Origin of the sequence: Phenylobacterium sp. (assembly GCF_004297125.1) — a bacterium.
In the GTDB taxonomy this organism is placed as follows: Bacteria; Pseudomonadota; Alphaproteobacteria; order Caulobacterales; family Caulobacteraceae; genus Phenylobacterium.
In genome coordinates, this window is record NZ_SCVD01000038.1 from 42022 (window position 1) to 58475 (window position 16454).

A 16454-nucleotide genomic window follows, 5' to 3' on the forward strand; every position below is an offset into this window, starting at 1 on the left:
GTCGGCATCGCCAACGCTCACGTGTCAGGTCCCTCGCGTATTCAATCCATCGGACGCGCCCTGGGTTGCGTGCGACGTTGAGCGCCCGCCGCCGCCGGCTATGGTGCGGCTAGGCGGCGAGGGGATCTGTGATGCGGCGATGGATGGTTGGCCTGCTGGCGGCGATGCTGACCGCGCTCCCGGCGGTTGCCGCCGACTTCGCGCCGCCGCCGCTCAAGGGGCCGACGCCCTGGACCCACCCGCGCTTCGACGAGAGGCCGGGCGACTTCACCTTCGCCGTGGTCACCGACCTGGAGTCCGGCTACCGGACCGGCGTCTTCGATGTGGCCGTCCGCGACCTGCAACTGCTGCGGCCGGCCTTCGTCATCACCGTGGGCGACCAGATCGACGGCGGGACCGAGGACGAGGCCCAGCTTGAGAAGGAGTGGTCCGAGTTCGACGCCCGCCTGGCCGGGCTGAAGGCGCCCTACTTCCACATCGGCGGCAACCACGACCTCACCAACCTGACCCAGCGCAAGGTCTGGGCGCGCCGCTACGGCCCGCGCTACTACCACTTCAGCTACAAGGGCGTCCTGTTCCTCGCGCTCGACACCGAGGACTACGCGCCCGAGCGGATGGCCGAGATCTACCGCCTGCGCGCCGAATACCTCGCCGCCCGCGACACCGATCCGGACAAGGCGAAGAGCCTGCCCTACGCCAGCCTGATGGAGGCCAAGGTCGGCGAGGTGAGCGACGCCCAGAGCACCTATTTCGAGAAGGTCATCGCCGCCAATCCCAGGGCCCGGCACGTCGTGGTGCTGATGCACAAGCCCGTCTGGCGACGCTCCGGCCCCGGCGGCCTGGCCCGCATCGAGGCGGCGCTGAAGGGGCGGCCCTACACCGTCCTCAACGGTCACCTGCACCGCTACGGCCATGCCGAGAGGGACGGCCGCGACTACATCACCCTGGGCACCACCGGCGGCGAGTGGGCCGACAACGAGACTCCCGGGGCCTTCGACCACATCATGTGGGTGACCGTGACTGCGGACGGCCCCTCCATCGCCAACCTTCGGCTGGACGGCGTGCTGGACAAGACCGGCCGGATCCCCGCCGGCGGCGACAGGCTGTGCCTCAGCCGCAAGGGCCCCAACTGCGCGCGATAGGCGGCCGCGGTTGACAACGCCGCCGGCCCGTGGCGCTTCCGGCGCGTCCAGGGGAGGGGCCAATCCATGCTGTCCGACGGTTACCACGACGTCGATCCGCACAAGATCGTCACCGTCGAGACCTCGCTTGAGATGTTCGCCCGCCCGCCCCGGCGCGCCGCCTCGGCCCCCGCCGGGGCGCGCCTCGTTCGGCTGGAGAACGTCGGCGCCGAGGAATACCTCGACCTCTATCGCGCCGTCGGCCGCGACTGGCTGTGGTTCATGCGCCTGGCGCTCAGCGAGGCCGAGCTGCTCGCCATCGTCGGCGATCCCCTGGTCGAGGTCTATCGGCTGGAGGCGGATGGCGGCGTCGGCATCCTGGAGCTGGACTTCCGGGAGCCGGGCGAATGCGAGCTGGCCTTCTTCGGCCTCTCCCCCGGCCTCGTGGGAACCGGCGCCGGCCGCTGGCTGATGGAGCAGGCCCAGGACCTCGCCTGGTCGCGCCCGATCCGCCGCTTCTGGGTCCACACCTGCACGCTGGACGCCCAGGGGGCGGTGGCCTTCTACATGCGCTCCGGCTTCGTCCCCTTCCGCCGCAAGGTCGAGATCACCGACGACCCCCGCCACCTGGGCAAGTCGCCCAGGGACAGCGCGCCCCACTTCCCGTTGATCGAATAGCGGACGCCCTCAATCCCCCGCCAACTGCCGCCAGCCGACCGCGCGAACGCGGTCGACGCCCAGCGCCCCGGCCAGCGGCGGCCGCACGAACATCCCCGCGAACGCCACGTCCCGCACGTTCAGCCCGCCCGCGTAGGCCCCGAACGCCGGCAGGATCACCCGCTCGCCATCGGTGACGAAACAGCGCCGCCGCACCGTGCCGCGTGGCGCGCGCACCTTGGCCGCCGGGTGCAGGTGGCCCGCCACCTCGCCGGGCTGCGCGCCGGCCTGCGGCTCGTGGCGCAGGATCAGGCCCGCGACCGCGATCTCGTCCGCCGTCTCGCCCGGCAGCGCCTGTGGCCCGTCGGCGTCGTGGTTACCCACCACCCAGATCAGCGTGCGGCCCGCCGCCAGCGCCCGGAGCCGGTCGGCGTCGTCGCCCGCCAGCCGGCCCTCGGACTTGCGGTCGTGGAAGGTGTCGCCGAGCAGCACCACCACCTCGGGGGCCAATGCGACAACCTCGGCTTCGAGCCGACCCAAGGTCTCTCGCGTGTCGTACGGCGGCAGCATCTGGCCCCGCGCGGCGTAGGACGAGCCCTTCTCCAGGTGCAGGTCCGCCACGATCAGCATCCGCTGGCCCGCCAGCCACAGCGCGCCCGAGCAGCGCATCGTGACCTCGGTCCCCCGCACGCCGAGGCGCAAGCCCCCGCAGTCGCTGGCGGCGAAGGCATAGGCGAAGGGGATACTCACGTCGTTCACGTCATCGCCTCTGCGATCAGGTCTTCCTCGGCCTCGGCCAGGATCATCTCTCCGGCCTGGCCGGGCGAGCGCTCCTTGCCGATTTCCAGCAGGATCGGCACGGAAAAGGGCGACAGGTGCTCCAGGGGCGCGTGCCGGATCCGGCCCCTGATGCGCGCCAGCATGTCGCCCAGCCGCGCCACGTCGATGAGGCCGCTCGCCGCATCCGCCCGCGCGCAGCGCAGCAGGAGGTGATCCGGTTCGTGCCGGCGCAGCACGTCATAGATCAGGTCGGTGGAGAAGGTGATCTGCCGCCCCGTCTTCTGCTGCTCCCCCGGAAAGCGCTTCTCGATCAGCCCCGCGATGATCGCGCAGCCCTTGAAGGCCCGCTTCATCATGAAACTCTCCTGCAGCCAGGATTCCAGGTCGTCCCCCAGCATGTCCTGGTCGAACAGGGCGTCGAAATCCAGGCCGTCCAGCGGATTGAGCGCCCAGATCGCCATCGCATAGTCGTTGCAGACAAAGCCCAGCGGCCCCACGCCCAGCCGCTCCAGGCGCCTCGTCAGGAGCATTGCCAGGGTCGTATGGGCGAGCCGCCCCTCGAAGGGATAGACCACCATGAAGTTGCGCTTACCCCGCGGGAAGGTCTCCAGCAGCATCTCGTCCTCGCCGACGATCCGCGAGCGGTCCTTCTGCGCCCCCAGCCACTCGCGCACGTCGGTGGGCAGCACGCTCCAGTGGTTCTCGTCGAACATCAGTTGGCGCACCCGCTTGGCCAGGTAGGTCGACAGCGCGAACTTCGACCCGCCCCACGACGGCATCTTCGGGTCCTTGTGGTTCGCCGGCCGCACCAGCACGTCCAAGTTGGTGACCCCCACCAGCTCCCACACCTGGCCCGCGAAGACGAAGGTGTCGCCGGGGTCCAGCATCTCCAGCATGCCCTCCTCGACCTCGCCGATCTTGCGACCGCCCCGGTTGCCGCGCATCGCAATCCGCACCGCCAGCATGGCCGGCGAGACGATGGCCCCCACGTTCAACCGATGCCGCTGCGCCACGTTGAGGTCCCGCACCTTCCAGCGCCCGTCGGGTAGCTGGATGATGCGCCGGAAGCGGTCGTAGGTCTTGAGCGCGTAGCCGCCGGTCGAGACGAAATCGACCACCGCCTCGAAGTCCTCCCAGGGCAGGTCGCGATAGGGCCCGGCCGAGCGCACCTCCTCGTAGAGCTCCAGCATGTCGAAAGGCTCGGACACCGCGCAGCCCATGACGTGCTGCGCCAGCACGTCCAGCGCGCCGACCCGCGGCGGGTCGCCGTCCAGCTTGTTCTCGGCGATGGCTTCCCGCGCCGCCTGGCACTCCAGCATCTCGAACCGGTTGGCGGGGACGAACAGCGCCCGGCTGGGTTCGTCCAGCCGGTGGTTGGCCCGGCCGATCCGCTGCACCATCCGCGACGCGCCCTTCGGCGACGCCAGCTGGATCACCAGGTCCACGTCGCCCCAGTCGATCCCCAGGTCCAGCGTCGAGGTGCAGACCACGGCCCGCAGCTCGCCGCGCGCCATCGCCGCCTCCACCTTGCGCCGCTGTTCGGCGGCCAGCGACCCGTGGTGCAGCGCGATCGGCAGGCTGTCGTCGTTCAGCCGCCACAGCTCCTGGAACGCGAACTCCGCCTGGAACCGCGTATTGACGAACACCAGCGCGGTCCGGCTGCGCTTGATGACGTCATAGACCTCCTGCATCGCGTGCTGCGCGGTATGCCCCGCCCAGGGGACGCGGCCCTCGCTGAGCAGCACGTCCACCACCGGCTCCGCCCCCGCCGGCCCGCGGACCAGGGCGATCGACGAAGGGCCGTGCGCCACCAGCGCCCCCTCCGTCTCGGCGCCGACGCGCCGATCCACCTCCCCCGCTGACGCAGGGGAGGAGCGATCAGCGCCGTTCCGCTCCTCCCCTGTCCCGAAGAGGACGGGGGAGGGGGACCGCGAAGCGGTGGAGGGGGCGCGAAGCGGCGCCACGACATCCACCGCCCGATGGCTCGCCATCCAGTTCTTGATCACCAGCGGATCGTCGACCGTGGCGCTCAGCCCCACCCGCCGCATCCGCGGCGCCAGCGCCTGCAGCCGCGCCAGGTCCAGCGCCAGCAGGTCCCCTCGCTTGCTCGCGTGCAGGGTGTGGATCTCGTCCAGGATCACGCAGGACAGGTCCTCGAAATAGAGCCTGGCCCCCTCCCACGCGCACAGCAGCGCCAGTTGCTCGGGCGTGGTCAAAAGGATGTCCGGCGGCTTCACCCGCTGCCGCTGGCGCCGCGCGATCCCCGTGTCCCCCGTGCGGCTCTCCGCCACCACGTTCAGGCCCATCTCCAGGATGGGCGCGTTCAGGTTCCGCTCCACGTCCACCGCCAGCGCCTTCAGCGGCGAGATATAGATCGTGTGGAGCCCTCTCGGCGTATTGGCCGGCGGCCGCTCGCTGAGCTCGATCAGGCTGGGCAGGAACCCGGCCAAGGTCTTGCCCCCGCCCGTCGGCGCGATCAGCAGGGCGTCACGGCCCTCGCGCCCCTTGGCGACCATCTCCAGCTGGTGCGTACGCGCCGACCAGCCCCGCCCGGCGAACCAATCTCGGAACCGGGGCGGCAGCAATTCGGCGGAGGACCCGGCGTCGGCCATCCCGCCGCTATACCACGTTCCCGTTCCGTTTCACCTGGGTCGCGAAATCGCCGACGCGATCGGTAGGGGCTGGCGTTCGCCGCGGATTCAGGCTGGAAAGAGGCCGATGCGTTTCAGTCTCGTCTTCCTGGCCCTCGGCCTCCTGGCGGCCTGCTCGCCCACCACCGAGAGCCAGGGCGCCCCGCAGGCGTCCCGGACGGCGCGCGGCTTCCCGCTGCCGGATCGCCCGGTGGCCGGCATCGTCGCCCCCGAATGGTCCTCCGGCCCCGACCGCGACGCCGCCGACGAGTCCGGCCAGCTGATCCGCGGGCTCCGGATCGGCCCCGGCATGAAGGTGGCCGACATCGGCGCCGGCTCGGGCTACCACACCCTGCGCCTCTCGCCCGCCGTCGGCCCCACCGGGACCGTCTACGCCGAGGACATCGTCGAGGCCTACATCTCGGGCCTGCGCCGCGAAGCCGAACGGCGCAAGCTGACCAACATCCGTATCGTGGTGGGCACGGCCGACGATCCCAAGCTGCCGGCCAAGACCATCGATCGCGCGGTGCTCGTCCACATGTACCACGAGGTCGAGAACCCCTACGCCCTGCTCTGGAACCTGGCCGGGTCGCTGAAGCCGGGCGCCCTGGTCGGCGTCATCGACCTCGATCGCGGCTCCGGCAGCCATGGCATGCCGCCGGCCCTGCTCAAGTGCGAGTTCGAGGCCGTCGGCTACAAGCAGCTCTCGTCCGAACCCATGGCCGGCGGCGTCGGCTACCTCGCCATCTTCGAAGCGCCGAAAGCCCGCCCCAGGCCCCAGGACATCAGAGGCTGCAAGGCGGGTTAGGAGACCACCCTCTTGCTCGTCATCACCCGGCTGGTCCGGGTGACCCATGATCTCCGCGGCGCCGAAATGATCGCAGGCGCCGCCGAGGGCTCTCGGCGACGCCTGCGATCATGGGTGGCCGGGACAAGCCCGGCCATGACGTTCTGTGAGAATGGCCGAGCTTACTTGCCCGCCGCTTGCGCAGCCTGTTCGATCACCGCCGCCACCGCCTTGGGCTGGGAGACAAAGATCGCGTGGCTGCCGTGGGCTTCGGTGACCTTGGCGCCGGCCCGGGCGGCCTGGGCGCGCTGCACGGCCGGCGGGATCATCTTGTCCGCGTCGGCGACCACGTACCAGCTCGGCTTCACCTTCCAGGCCGGCGCTGAGACCGATCCCGTGATCGCGGCCACGCCGAACGGCGTCTGCGAGTCGGCCATGAAGGCGGCGGCCTGCGGGCTGACGTCGGCGGCGAAGGCGGCGTGGAACTTGGCCTTGTCGATGATGGAGAACCCGTCCTGCGGCGGCAGGATCGGCGGCACGGGCGCGCCCGGCGCCGGGTTGGCCCCCAGCGAGGCCACCGACTCGCCGACCTCCGGCGCGAAGGCGGCCACATAGACCAGGCCCTTCACCTTGGCGTCGTTGCCGGCGTCGCTGATCACGATGCCGCCGTAGGAGTGGCCGACCAGGATCGCCGGCCCGTCCTGCGCCGCCAGCGCACGCCGCGTGATCGCCACGTCGTCGGCCAGTGACGCCGTCTGGTTCTGCACGACCGTCACCTTGTAACCGTCGGCGGTGAGGATCTTGTAGACGTCGGCCCAGCCCGAGCCATCGACGAACGCGCCGTGCACCAGCACGACATTCTTCACCGGCCCGGCGGGCGCGGCATGGGCGGCGCCGGCGGCGGCCAGGGCGACGGTGGTGGCGGCGAGCAGCTTGCGGAACTGGGTCATCTGGGTCTCCGTTGGTTTATGTGGCGATAATTATTATCGCGATAATGAACTCATAGAACCAAGCCCCAAGCCTTGTCCAGATAAAAGTTATCGCGATATATAAATTGGCGAGACGCGCCGCTGCGGCGGCAGGAAGGCCTATGATGACCAAGCCCCAACCGGTTCCGCTGGATGGCCAGCTCTGCTTCGCGCTCTATGGCGCGACGATCGCGATCAACCGCGCCTACAAGCCCATGCTGGACGACCTCGGCCTGACCTATCCGCAGTACCTGGTGCTGAGCGCGCTCTGGGAAGAGGATGGCCAGACCATCGGCGCCGTCGCCGAGCGGCTGGCCCTGGAGCCCAGCACCATCACCCCCCTGGTCAAGCGCCTGGAACTGGCCGGCTTCCTGACCCGTCACCGCAACCCGCACGACGAGCGCCAGGTCCAGGTGCGGCTGACCAAGAAGGGCGCGGAGATGCAGGTCGAGACCACCTGCCTGACCGACACCCTGCTGCGCCGATCGGGCATGACCGTCGAGCAACTGGTGGCGCTCAACCGGCAGGTCCAGGCGCTGCGCGACGCCGTCGCGGGCGCCGCCTGATGTGCGACACGCTCGCCGCGCTCGCAGCCTCCACGGCGCGCGGCGCGACGCTGTTCGCCAAGAACAGCGACCGCGAGCGCAATGAGGCCCAGGTCCTGGAGCTGTCGCCGGCCCGCAGCGGCCCGGCGGGCGCGCCCCTGAAACTCACTTACATCGCCATCCCCGACGTGGCGCAGACCTACGCCTGCCTGCTCTCCCGCCCGTTCTGGATGTGGGGCGCCGAGATGGGCGCCAACGAGCGCGGCGTCGTCATCGGCAACGAGGCCCTGCACGCCAAGACCCCGGCCCAGCGCCGCCGCGCCCTGATCGGCATGGACCTTGTCCGTCTCGGCCTGGAGCGCGGCGGCACGGCGCGCGAGGCGCTGGAGGTCATGATCGAACTGCTCGAACGCCACGGCCAGGGCGGCGACTGCGGCCATCTGGGCCGGTTCTTCTACAACAACGGCTTCATCATCGCCGACCCCACCGAGGCCTATGTCCTGGAGACCGCCGGCCGCTCCTGGGTCTGGGAGAAGGTCGCCACGCACCGCGCCCTTTCCAACGCCTACTCCATCGGCGCCGGCCATGACGGCATCAGCGCCGATCTCGCGCAGTCCGAAAGCTACGACGTCGCCGCCCGCCTGATCGACGAGGCCCGCGACGCCATCAGTTTCGGCCGCGGCCGCTGCGCCCGCGGCCAGGCCCTGCTGGACGCCGCCGCGCCCGCCCTGACCCCCGCCGCCATGATGGCCATCCTCCGCGACCACGGCGACGATCCCGACTGGACGCCGGCCAACACCCGCAACCGCACGCTCTGCATGCACGCCAGCCACGGCCCCCGCCGCAGCCAGTCGGTAGCCTCGATGGTCAGCGAGCTGAAACCCGGCCGCACGGTCCACTGGCTGACCGGGACGTCCGCGCCATGCGCAAGCGTCTTCAAGCCCTTCGTATTCGGCGCCGCGACCCCCGCCTTCGGTCCGGCTCCCACCGACCGGGCCGACGCCGACTCCCGCTGGTGGCGCCACGAACGGCTGCACCGCGCGATGCTGCCGGACTTCAACGCCGCGCAGGCCGCCATCGCCGCCGAGCGCGACGCCCTGGAGGTCCGCTTCCAGGCCCGCATGGACCGGGCCTTCGACACGGGTGAGCTCGACGCCGCCATCGCCCAATGCTGGACCGAGGCGGACGCCGCCGAGGCCCGGTGGCAGGCGGCCCTTCCGCGGCTCGCCCCGACCGAACCCGCCGCCCATCGGCGAAGCTGGGCGCGGCTCAACCAGGCGGCCGGCTTCGGCCTCTAGAAAGAATCGTCAACGCCGCTGACCCGTGATCGGCCGTTTCGGCGCCTTCACAGTTGCCGCCCCTCGTTCGGGCGGTGGTGCAAGGAGTGGGGCAAGTCATGAGCCTGAAGCTGAAATCCATCGCGGGCGCCCTGTCGCTGCTCGCCGCCACCGCAGTGTCGGGCGCCGCCCAGGCCGGCTATTTCATCACGCCCTACGCCCAGCTGGGCTCGGGGTCCGACAACGGCTACGTCGCGAACGGCCCGAGTTCCGGCTCGGCCACGGTCCAGAACGGCGGCGAGGCTACGTCCGACGTCGATATGACCGCCGGGACGATCAAGACCTTCCTCAGCTTCACCGGCCAGGACGTCACCGGGGGCGACTTCGGCCAGGCCGCCGGCGTCTTCGGCGACCGCGTCACCTTCACCGCCGCCCAGGGCAGCGCGATCAACTTCGGGATCGACTTCGACGGCCTGATCTACGGCTATGACGACGAACCCGGCCTCGACGACAATTTCCAGATCGGCGTCATCGCCCGGTTGCGCGTGTTCGATCCCTCGGCGGGCGCCACCGCGAACAACTTCGCCGTCCAGTCCGGCGCCCTGGTCTCCGACGACATCGTCCTGGACTTCAGCAACCCGGACTACTCGTTCTACCACGAGCTCAACGAGTCCCTGGCCGGCAGCCTGGTCACCACGGGCGGCGTGAACAGCTACGACGTCTTCGTCAGCTTCTCGATCTTCTCGGCCATGAACGGCCACCCGGCCAGCGTCTACATGGACTTCCTGAACACCGCGACGTTCGGCATTACCGCCGACCCCGGCGTCACCTATACGTCCGAGGCCGGCCTGCTGGGCAGCGACATCACCCCGGCCGCCGCCGTCCCCGAACCTGCCGCCTGGGCGCTGATGATCCTGGGCTTCGGCGCGGCCGGCGCCATGGTCCGTCGTCGGCGGGCAGCGCTGGTCCCGGCGTGAGGGCCACGCTCCTAGATTGAGGAAAATTCACTTCGGGCGGCGCGGCCCACACCCTAAGCCTCGGGTCACAAGAACCCCGGGGGTTACATGTTCCGCACTGCCTGCTCTGTCCTGGCGCTGAGCGTCGCCGCGCTGGCCTCGCCTGCGTTCGCCCAGCCCACCGCGCCCGCCGCCGTCGCCTCTGCCCAGTCCGAGGACGCGCGCCTCGCCGCCTTCTTCCAGGCCGCCTTCCTCGAAAGCGCGCGCCTCAGCCCCGAGACCCTGACCCAGCTCGGCATGAAGGACCGCTACGGCGAGCTCGGCGACTACACCGAGGCCGGGCAGAAGCAGGCCCTCGCCGTCTCCGAGGCCCAGCTCGCCCGCATGAAGCGCGAGTTCGACCGCGCCAGGCTTTCGCCCAGCTCCCAGCTCTCCTACGACCTCTTCGAGCGCAACGTCGCCACCCAGCGCATGTTCGCCAAGTGGTACTGGCAGAACTACGCCGTCTCCTCGAACGGCAGCGCGCTGGACGGCCTGCCGGTGATGCTGGTCAACGCCCACCGCATCGACAGCGTCGCCGACGCCGAGGCCTACGTCGCGCGCCTCAGGGCCGTGGAGCGCGTGGCGGGGGAGGTCTCCGACGACATCGACCAGCGCACCGCCAAGGGTTTCCTGCCGCCCGCCTTCGTGTTCGGCCGGGTGATCCCGGACGCCAGGAACCAGATCAAGGGCGCCCCCTTCGACGCTGGCCCCGACCACGCCCTCTGGGCCGACTTCAAGAAGAAGGTCGCGGCGCTGAAGGCCGACGACGCCACGAAGCAGAAGCTGCTGGCCGACGGCGAGGCCGCGCTGAAGGGCGAATGGAAGCGCGGCTACGAGCGCTACCTCGTGGCCCTGGACGCCATGTCGAAGAAGGCCACGACCGTGAACGGCGTGTGGGCCCTGCCTGAGGGCGACGCCTTCTACGCCGACATGGTGGGCTTCTTCACCACCACCAGGCTGACCCCCGACCAGATCCACCAGACTGGCCTGGCCGAGGTCGCCCGCATCCGCGGCGAGATGGAGGTCATCAAGCGGAAGGTCGGCTTCAAAGGCACGCTGGAAGAGTTCTTCCGCTTCGTGCAGACCGACCCCAAGACCCACTATCCCAACACCGACGCCGGCAAGCAGCAGTACCTGGCCGACGCCAAGAAGATCATCGCCGACTACATGGCCGTGGCGCCCAGGCAGTTCTCCACCCTGCCGAAGCAGGCCCTGGAGGTCCGCGCCGTCGAGCCGTTCCGCGAGAAGACCGCCTCGACCGCCTTCTACAATCCGGGCACGCCGGACGGGTCGCGGCCGGGGATCTTCTACGTGAACCTCTCGGACATGAGCCAGGTCCAGAAGGTCCAGCTTCCGGCCATCGCCTACCATGAGGGGGCGCCGGGCCATCACTTCCAGATCGCCCGCAGCCAGGAGCAGACCGACCTGCCGATGTTCCGCCGGCTGTCGTACTACGGCGCCTACACCGAGGGCTGGGGGCTCTACGCCGAGAAGCTGGGCAAGGAAGCCGGCTTCTACCAGGACCCCTACGACGACTTCGGCCGCCTCAGCCTGGAGATCTGGCGCGCCGCCCGCCTGGTGCTCGACACCGGCATCCACGCCAAGCACTGGAGCCGCGACCAGGCCATCGCCTACATGAAGGCCAATACCCTGAACTCCGACCTCGACACCGCCCGCGAGATCGACCGCTACTTCACCAGCCCCGGCCAGGCCACCAGCTACAAGGTGGGCCAGCTCAAGATCCTGGGGCTGCGCAAGAAGGCCGAGACCGCGCTGGGCGCCAGGTTCGACCTGAAGGCCTTCCACGAAGCGATCCTGGCCGCCGGCGCCCTGCCGCTGGACGTCCTGGAAACCCGCGTCGACGCCTACATCGCCGGAGCCAGGTAGGAGCGTCGGCGATCGCGCAGGCCGCCGGTCACGCCGCCGGCAGCGGCATGGCGATCCGGCAGACCAGCCCCGCGCGGTCGTAGGCGACGTGGACTTCGCCATCCAGGTCCCGCGCGAGGCCCCCCTCGATCAGCCTCATGCCGAACCCTTGACGCCGTGGCGCCTCGGCGGGCGGGCCGCCGCTCTCCTGCCAGCGCAGCAGCATCCGCTCGCCGTCCTTGCCCGGCTCGGTCCGCCAGGAGACGGCCACCTCGCCCGCCGGGACCGACAGGGACCCGTGCCTCACCGCGTTGCTCGCGAGCTCGTGGAAGACCATGGCCAGGGTGAGGGCGTCCTTGGGGCCGAGGGGCAGGATGGAGCCCTGGAGCGACACGCGGCCGGCCTGCCCGAACGGCTCCAGGATCCGCTCCAGCACGTCGCGCAGGGTCACCGCGTCCCAGTTGTGGCGGCCCAGCAGGCCATGGGTCTCCGACAGCGCCTGGATCCTGCCTTCGAACGCCTCGACCACCTCGTCCCCGGCCACTCCCCGCAAGGTCTGGACGGCGATGGCCCGCACAGTGGCCAGGGTGTTCAGCGTGCGGTGGTTCATCTCGTCCAGCAGGAACCGGAGCTGTTCGGCCTCGCGCTTGTGGTCGGTCAGGTCCACGAACGACGACACGTGCGTGCCGATGTGGCCGGTCGGGTCGTCGACGGGTGAGATGACCACCGCGGCCCAGAACAGGCTTCCGTCCTTCCGCCGGTCGCGCATCTCGAAATGGCCGCCGCTTTCGCCGGCGAAAGCGGCCTCGATCCGCTGGGCCTCCATCCGGTTGTCGCCGCGCGACAGCAGGAAGGCGAACGGCTGGCCCAGCACCTCTTCGCAGGCGTAGCCGGTGAGCTTCAGGAAGGCGTCGTTCGCGAAGACCAGCGGATTGCCGGGCGCGTCGGCGTCGGTGAAGACCATCGCCATGCGGGTCCGCTCCGCCGCGACGACGAACGGGCCGCGGTCCTGCCGGAAGCCGTCGACGCCGGCCTCGGCGGCCTTCTGCTCGGGCGACTTGACCGCGATGTTCGGCATGGGCGTTCCAATCCTTTGGAGGCCGCCCCGTGCAGGATGGGTTCGCGCCATGGTCGGCGCGGAAGCCGGGAGAAGCGCCCGCCGCCACTTAGGCGCGTGATCTCCCGAAATAGCTGCAAAATAAAAAGATGCTCGATCAGGTCGAGCCCGCTAGTTCCGCGTCGGGATCACCACCGGCAGGGTCTCGTAGCCCTTCACGAAGGTCGAGAACGAGCGCCTGGGCTCGCCCACGACCCGCACCTCCGGGAAGCGCTTCAGGATCTCTTCCCAGATGATGGTGAGCTGCAGCTCGGCCAGCCGGTTGCCCACGCAGCGGTGGATGCCGAAGCCGAACGAGATGTGCTGCCGCGGCCGCTCGCGGTCGATGATGTAGTCGTTCGGCCGCTCGATCACCGTGTCGTCGCGGTTGCCCGAGACGTACCACATGACCACCTTGTCGCCGGCCTTGATGGTCTTGCCCTGGAACTCCACGTCCTCGGTCGCGGTGCGGCGCATGTGGGCCAGGGGCGTCTGCCAGCGGATGGTCTCGCTCACCATCGACGGGATCAGGTCGGGGTTGGCTCGCAGCTTCTGGTACTGGTCCGGGTTCTGGTTCAGCGCCAGGATCGAGCCCGAGATGGTGTTGCGCGTGGTGTCGTTGCCGCCCACGGTCAGCAGCACGACGTTCCCGAAGTACTCCCGGGGCTCCATGTTCCGGGTCGCCGGATTGTGCGCCAGCATCGAGATCAGGTCGCCGGCCGGCGGGGCGTTGACCTTCTGGTTCCACAGGCCGGTGAAATAGGCGTGGTACTCGCCGAAGATCGCCATCTTCTGCTCGATGGATTCCACCAGCCCGCCCGGCGTCGGAACGGCGGTGACCACGTCCGACCAGTAGGTGATCCTGCGCCGGTCGGCCTGCGGCGCGTCGAACAGCGTGGCCAGGGTCATGGCCGTCAGTTCCTTCGACACCAGGTCGACCCAGTCGAATTCCTCGCCGATCGGCAGGTTGTCCAGGATCGCGCCCGCCCGCTCGCGGATCTCCGGCGCCATCGCCGCCAGGGCCGGCGGCGCCACGGCCGGGCTCACCGCCTTGCGCTGCACGTCGTGTTTCGGCGGGTCCATGGCGATGAACATGGGCAGCGGGTCCATGTTGGCCTGTCCGCCGGCGATGGTGATCCCGCCCTTCATGAAGTCCGACGAGAACCGCGCGTGGTCCGTGTCGATGGCCATGATGTCGTTGTACTTGGTGATCGACCAGTACGGCCCGAACTCGTGCTCGGCGGTGTAGTGGACCGGGTCCTCGGCCCGCAGCCGCTCGAAGATCGGCCACATCGCGTCGGCCTGGAACAGCTCCGGCCGGGCCGGGTTCAGCTTCTCCAGCGGCAGGCCATAGGCCTCGGCCCGCGCCTGGTCCTTGCTCATCAGGCCATTGCCGTCCGCCATCGCCGTCTCCTCCACCGTCTTTGCGACAGTGAACGCCGATAAGGCAGGATTGGCTAGAGGGTAGGGCGCAGCCGAGCCGGGCTTGGAGCGGACATGAGCCTCTAGGCTGCCACCGCCCGGCGGCGGCGGAGCATCGCGCCGGCCGTGCCGAAGCCGAGGAGCATCAGGGCCCAGGTCCCGGGCTCGGGCACCCCCGGATCGCCGCCGCCGGGCGCCACGTAGGCGCGCTCGTTGGCCAAGGTCGCGCTGAGATTGCCTTGCACGTAGACCGTCGAGCCGATGTTGAAGCCCGTCTGCGGATCGACCTGCTTGATCTGGAAGTTCTTGCTGTTGAACCGCAGCCGGTAGGTCGAGCCGTTCGTGTACTGGAAGTCCGAGACGTAGTTGAAGCCGTTGAAGACGCCGTTGTTGAACTGGATGGCCGGGGTGATGCCCATGGACCCGGTGACGGCGTCCCCGAGGTCGAAGCCCAGGCTTCCGATGTCGAACGTGAAGGCGCTGTCCGGATCGACGGCGAGGGTGGCGAATGGCACCAGGATCAGGCCGCCGGTCACCAGGTCCTTGTCATAGACGAACGAGCCGCTGACGCTCATCCCCTGGATGATGTCGCCGCCGCTGAAGGGCGCCCTCACCGCGGAGCTGCCCGAGGTCAGCGTTCCGGAGAAATCGACCTGCACCAGGGTGGTGGCGTGGGAGACGCCCGCCAGCGCGAGCCCGAAGGCCAGGGTGGCCCCAGCGATGATCTTGTTCATGTGTTTCCTCGAAACGACGACCTGACGAACGTTCATTATATTTGTACGCGTACATGTCGCTCAGAACCCACGGGATGGCGCGGTTCATCGGCAAATCAATCGTGGATCAGCTTGAAGGGACTGCAAAGTGATTTCCCAACAACGCGAACCGCAGGCTCTTTTTCTAAGCCTGCGGTTGCAATAATCATGTGACACTTACGGCAAAGCTTGTTCTTTGCCGTGTATTTGGCGATATCCGCCGCCTAGCAGAAGGCCGGAGCGACCTCCTCGATCCGCGCGCGGCCCTTCGGGCTCACCTGGGCCAGGGCGTCGAGGAAGGCCTCGTTGCGCAGGGCCGAACCCAGGAAGGTCCAGCGCATCGCCTGGTGCTGCACCTCGGTGAACCGCTCCCGGTGTGCGTCGCTCAGTGTCCGCCCGATCGCGGCTTCCAGGGCGACGAGGTCGAGCGCGGTCTGCTGACCGAGCCCGCCGTCGAGGAAACCGCCGATGTCCAGGAAGTCGTCGAACGCCTGGTCGATCTCGGCGGGCGTCGCCTGCGCCGCCAGTTCGAAGAACACCATCGCGTCCAGCTTGGCGTGCTGGCATTCCTCCATCCAGTGGTGCTTCAGCAGGCTCTTGAACTGCACGTCCAGCCCTTCGTCGCGCTCGACGCTGTCCAGGTAGTGACGCTGGGTGGCCAGCTCGATGCCCAGCACGAACATCGCCTTGCCGAGGCGGCCGTGATCGAGGACCGCGGCCTTGATGTCCTCCACAGGGCCGATGAAGCCGCAGTCCACGTCGAAGCCCTCGGCGAAGGCGCGGCGGAAGCGCACGAAGAGCTCGATGTGTTTCTCCTCCTCCTCCGCGAATTGCGCCAGCGCCGGGGCGCGGTGCGGATCGGGATCGGTGCGGGCCTGGGTCAGGTCCTCGACCATCGGCAGGATGCAGCGCTCCACCAGTTCGAACATCGCCAGATAGCCGTGGCCGCGGATCTGGTTCAGCTTCAGCCGCTCGGCGGGGCTCAGGAAGTCCAGGCCCTGGGTGCGGGCGAAGCTCTCCGGGAGGAAAGGCCTGGCGAAGTCCATCGGCTTGTCGCGGCCGATGATGTCCTCGAGGCGCCAGTTCACCCGCTTCGAGATCTGCAGCAGGCGTTCGTAGTTGAGTCCTTGGATCGTCATGTTTCTTCTCCTCGCGCAACGGCCCGCCCTCCCGGGCGTGACCGCGACGGGTGAAGCTGCCGCCGCTCAGTTGTTGGCGGTGGTTGGGTCGATGATTTGCGGAATCTCGATGATGCGCGTCACCGGGAAGCCGCTGAGTTCGGCGTGGTCGCGGATCACGTCCTCGCCGTCCGCAAGGTAGATGCAGAACGTCCGGTCTCCGGCGACATAGCTATGCTGCCACTGGATACTTCGGCCGATCCTGTCGACCGCCTGGTTCGATGCACGTGCGGCCCCGCAAAGCTCGACGATCGACATGCCGCCGACCCCCGGGATCTCACGTTCGACCAGGTAACGTTTGAGTTGGCCCATGGCGCCGCCTCGCATCACCCTTCGAATGCTTGCAGTGTCCCGCCGACCCGCCGCCGGCACAATCT

15 protein-coding genes are annotated in these 16454 nt (G+C 69.2%); 7 read left to right on the forward strand and 8 right to left on the reverse strand.

Translation table 11 applies throughout. From position 1 onward, the window contains the following. Positions 1-131 precede the first annotated feature (131 nt). Together EPO51_RS24300 and EPO51_RS24305 are read left to right on the forward strand one after the other, a co-directional pair. Positions 132-1142: a metallophosphoesterase family protein gene (locus EPO51_RS24300; RefSeq protein WP_293355945.1), complete on the forward strand. Its 1011-nt coding sequence runs from the start codon at positions 132-134 to the stop codon at positions 1140-1142. 66 nt (positions 1143-1208) lie between these two features. Continuing rightward, positions 1209-1799: a GNAT family N-acetyltransferase gene (locus tag EPO51_RS24305; RefSeq protein WP_293355947.1), complete on the forward strand. Its 591-nt coding sequence runs from the start codon at positions 1209-1211 to the stop codon at positions 1797-1799. Positions 1800-1808: 9 nt separating this feature from the next. Here the strand turns inward: EPO51_RS24305 and pdeM are convergent, their stop codons facing one another. After that, positions 1809-2537, reverse strand: coding sequence for a ligase-associated DNA damage response endonuclease PdeM (gene pdeM / locus EPO51_RS24310; protein ID WP_293355950.1), 729 nt, complete (start codon positions 2535-2537; stop codon positions 1809-1811). Next, complete coding sequence (locus tag EPO51_RS24315; protein ID WP_293355953.1) at positions 2534-5170, reverse strand: ligase-associated DNA damage response DEXH box helicase; 2637 nt, start codon at positions 5168-5170, stop codon at positions 2534-2536. Before EPO51_RS24315 ends, pdeM begins: the two co-directional genes overlap by 4 nt. A 106-nt stretch (positions 5171-5276) precedes the next feature. On the opposite strand from EPO51_RS24315, the gene EPO51_RS24320 reads away from it, so the two are divergent. After that, complete coding sequence (locus EPO51_RS24320; RefSeq protein WP_293355956.1) at positions 5277-5996, forward strand: class I SAM-dependent methyltransferase; 720 nt, start codon at positions 5277-5279, stop codon at positions 5994-5996. Positions 5997-6157: 161 nt separating this feature from the next. Here the strand turns inward: EPO51_RS24320 and EPO51_RS24325 are convergent, their stop codons facing one another. After that, complete coding sequence (locus EPO51_RS24325) at positions 6158-6925, reverse strand: alpha/beta hydrolase (protein WP_293355959.1); 768 nt, start codon at positions 6923-6925, stop codon at positions 6158-6160. A 143-nt stretch (positions 6926-7068) separates the two neighbouring features. Between EPO51_RS24325 and EPO51_RS24330 the strand changes: the two genes are divergently transcribed. From EPO51_RS24330 to EPO51_RS24345, 4 genes are all read left to right on the forward strand, one after another. Next, complete coding sequence (locus tag EPO51_RS24330; protein ID WP_293355962.1) at positions 7069-7509, forward strand: MarR family winged helix-turn-helix transcriptional regulator; 441 nt, start codon at positions 7069-7071, stop codon at positions 7507-7509. Further along, positions 7509-8786 (forward strand): C69 family dipeptidase, encoded by a 1278-nt coding sequence (locus EPO51_RS24335; protein WP_293355965.1) that lies wholly within the window; start codon positions 7509-7511, stop codon positions 8784-8786. Before EPO51_RS24330 ends, EPO51_RS24335 begins: the two co-directional genes overlap by 1 nt. A gap of 98 nt (positions 8787-8884) precedes the next feature. Further along, the gene (locus EPO51_RS24340; RefSeq protein ID WP_293355968.1) at positions 8885-9742 is read left to right on the forward strand and encodes a PEPxxWA-CTERM sorting domain-containing protein; all 858 of its coding nucleotides are present in this window, start codon (positions 8885-8887) and stop codon (positions 9740-9742) included. 87 nt (positions 9743-9829) lie between these two features. After that, a complete protein-coding gene (locus EPO51_RS24345) occupies positions 9830-11650 on the forward strand; it encodes a DUF885 domain-containing protein (RefSeq protein WP_293355971.1) in 1821 nt (606 codons plus the stop codon). A 28-nt stretch (positions 11651-11678) separates the two neighbouring features. On the opposite strand, the gene EPO51_RS24350 is transcribed toward EPO51_RS24345, so the two are convergent. The 5 genes from EPO51_RS24350 to EPO51_RS24370 form a co-directional block, all read right to left on the reverse strand. Further along, the gene (locus EPO51_RS24350) at positions 11679-12707 is read right to left on the reverse strand and encodes an HWE histidine kinase domain-containing protein (protein ID WP_293355974.1); all 1029 of its coding nucleotides are present in this window, start codon (positions 12705-12707) and stop codon (positions 11679-11681) included. A gap of 150 nt (positions 12708-12857) precedes the next feature. Further along, positions 12858-14129, reverse strand: coding sequence for a cytochrome P450 (locus EPO51_RS24355; RefSeq protein ID WP_293355977.1), 1272 nt, complete (start codon positions 14127-14129; stop codon positions 12858-12860). A gap of 101 nt (positions 14130-14230) precedes the next feature. Next, positions 14231-14881 carry a PEPxxWA-CTERM sorting domain-containing protein gene (locus EPO51_RS24360; protein ID WP_293355980.1) on the reverse strand — a complete coding sequence of 217 codons (651 nt, stop codon included), beginning with the start codon at positions 14879-14881 and terminating at the stop codon, positions 14231-14233. Between the two features lie 242 nt (positions 14882-15123). Then, positions 15124-16038 carry a hypothetical protein gene (locus EPO51_RS24365; protein WP_293355983.1) on the reverse strand — a complete coding sequence of 305 codons (915 nt, stop codon included), beginning with the start codon at positions 16036-16038 and terminating at the stop codon, positions 15124-15126. 66 nt (positions 16039-16104) lie between these two features. Continuing rightward, the gene (locus tag EPO51_RS24370) at positions 16105-16389 is read right to left on the reverse strand and encodes a DUF4242 domain-containing protein (protein WP_293355986.1); all 285 of its coding nucleotides are present in this window, start codon (positions 16387-16389) and stop codon (positions 16105-16107) included. Positions 16390-16454 lie beyond the last annotated feature (65 nt).

Coding starts and splice junctions, on each gene's coding strand:
- EPO51_RS24305 (WP_293355947.1), top strand. CDS start 1,209: ATGCTGTCCGACGGTTACCACGACGTCGATCCGCACAAGATCGTCACC.
- EPO51_RS24350 (WP_293355974.1), bottom strand. CDS start 12,707: ATGCCGAACATCGCGGTCAAGTCGCCCGAGCAGAAGGCCGCCGAGGCC.
- EPO51_RS24345 (WP_293355971.1), top strand. CDS start 9,830: ATGTTCCGCACTGCCTGCTCTGTCCTGGCGCTGAGCGTCGCCGCGCTG.
- EPO51_RS24330 (WP_293355962.1), top strand. CDS start 7,069: ATGACCAAGCCCCAACCGGTTCCGCTGGATGGCCAGCTCTGCTTCGCG.
- EPO51_RS24370 (WP_293355986.1), bottom strand. CDS start 16,389: ATGGGCCAACTCAAACGTTACCTGGTCGAACGTGAGATCCCGGGGGTC.
- EPO51_RS24320 (WP_293355956.1), top strand. CDS start 5,277: ATGCGTTTCAGTCTCGTCTTCCTGGCCCTCGGCCTCCTGGCGGCCTGC.
- EPO51_RS24340 (WP_293355968.1), top strand. CDS start 8,885: ATGAGCCTGAAGCTGAAATCCATCGCGGGCGCCCTGTCGCTGCTCGCC.
- EPO51_RS24325 (WP_293355959.1), bottom strand. CDS start 6,925: ATGACCCAGTTCCGCAAGCTGCTCGCCGCCACCACCGTCGCCCTGGCC.
- EPO51_RS24300 (WP_293355945.1), top strand. CDS start 132: ATGCGGCGATGGATGGTTGGCCTGCTGGCGGCGATGCTGACCGCGCTC.
- EPO51_RS24335 (WP_293355965.1), top strand. CDS start 7,509: ATGTGCGACACGCTCGCCGCGCTCGCAGCCTCCACGGCGCGCGGCGCG.
- EPO51_RS24315 (WP_293355953.1), bottom strand. CDS start 5,170: ATGGCCGACGCCGGGTCCTCCGCCGAATTGCTGCCGCCCCGGTTCCGA.
- EPO51_RS24355 (WP_293355977.1), bottom strand. CDS start 14,129: ATGGCGGACGGCAATGGCCTGATGAGCAAGGACCAGGCGCGGGCCGAG.
- EPO51_RS24365 (WP_293355983.1), bottom strand. CDS start 16,038: ATGACGATCCAAGGACTCAACTACGAACGCCTGCTGCAGATCTCGAAG.
- EPO51_RS24360 (WP_293355980.1), bottom strand. CDS start 14,881: ATGAACAAGATCATCGCTGGGGCCACCCTGGCCTTCGGGCTCGCGCTG.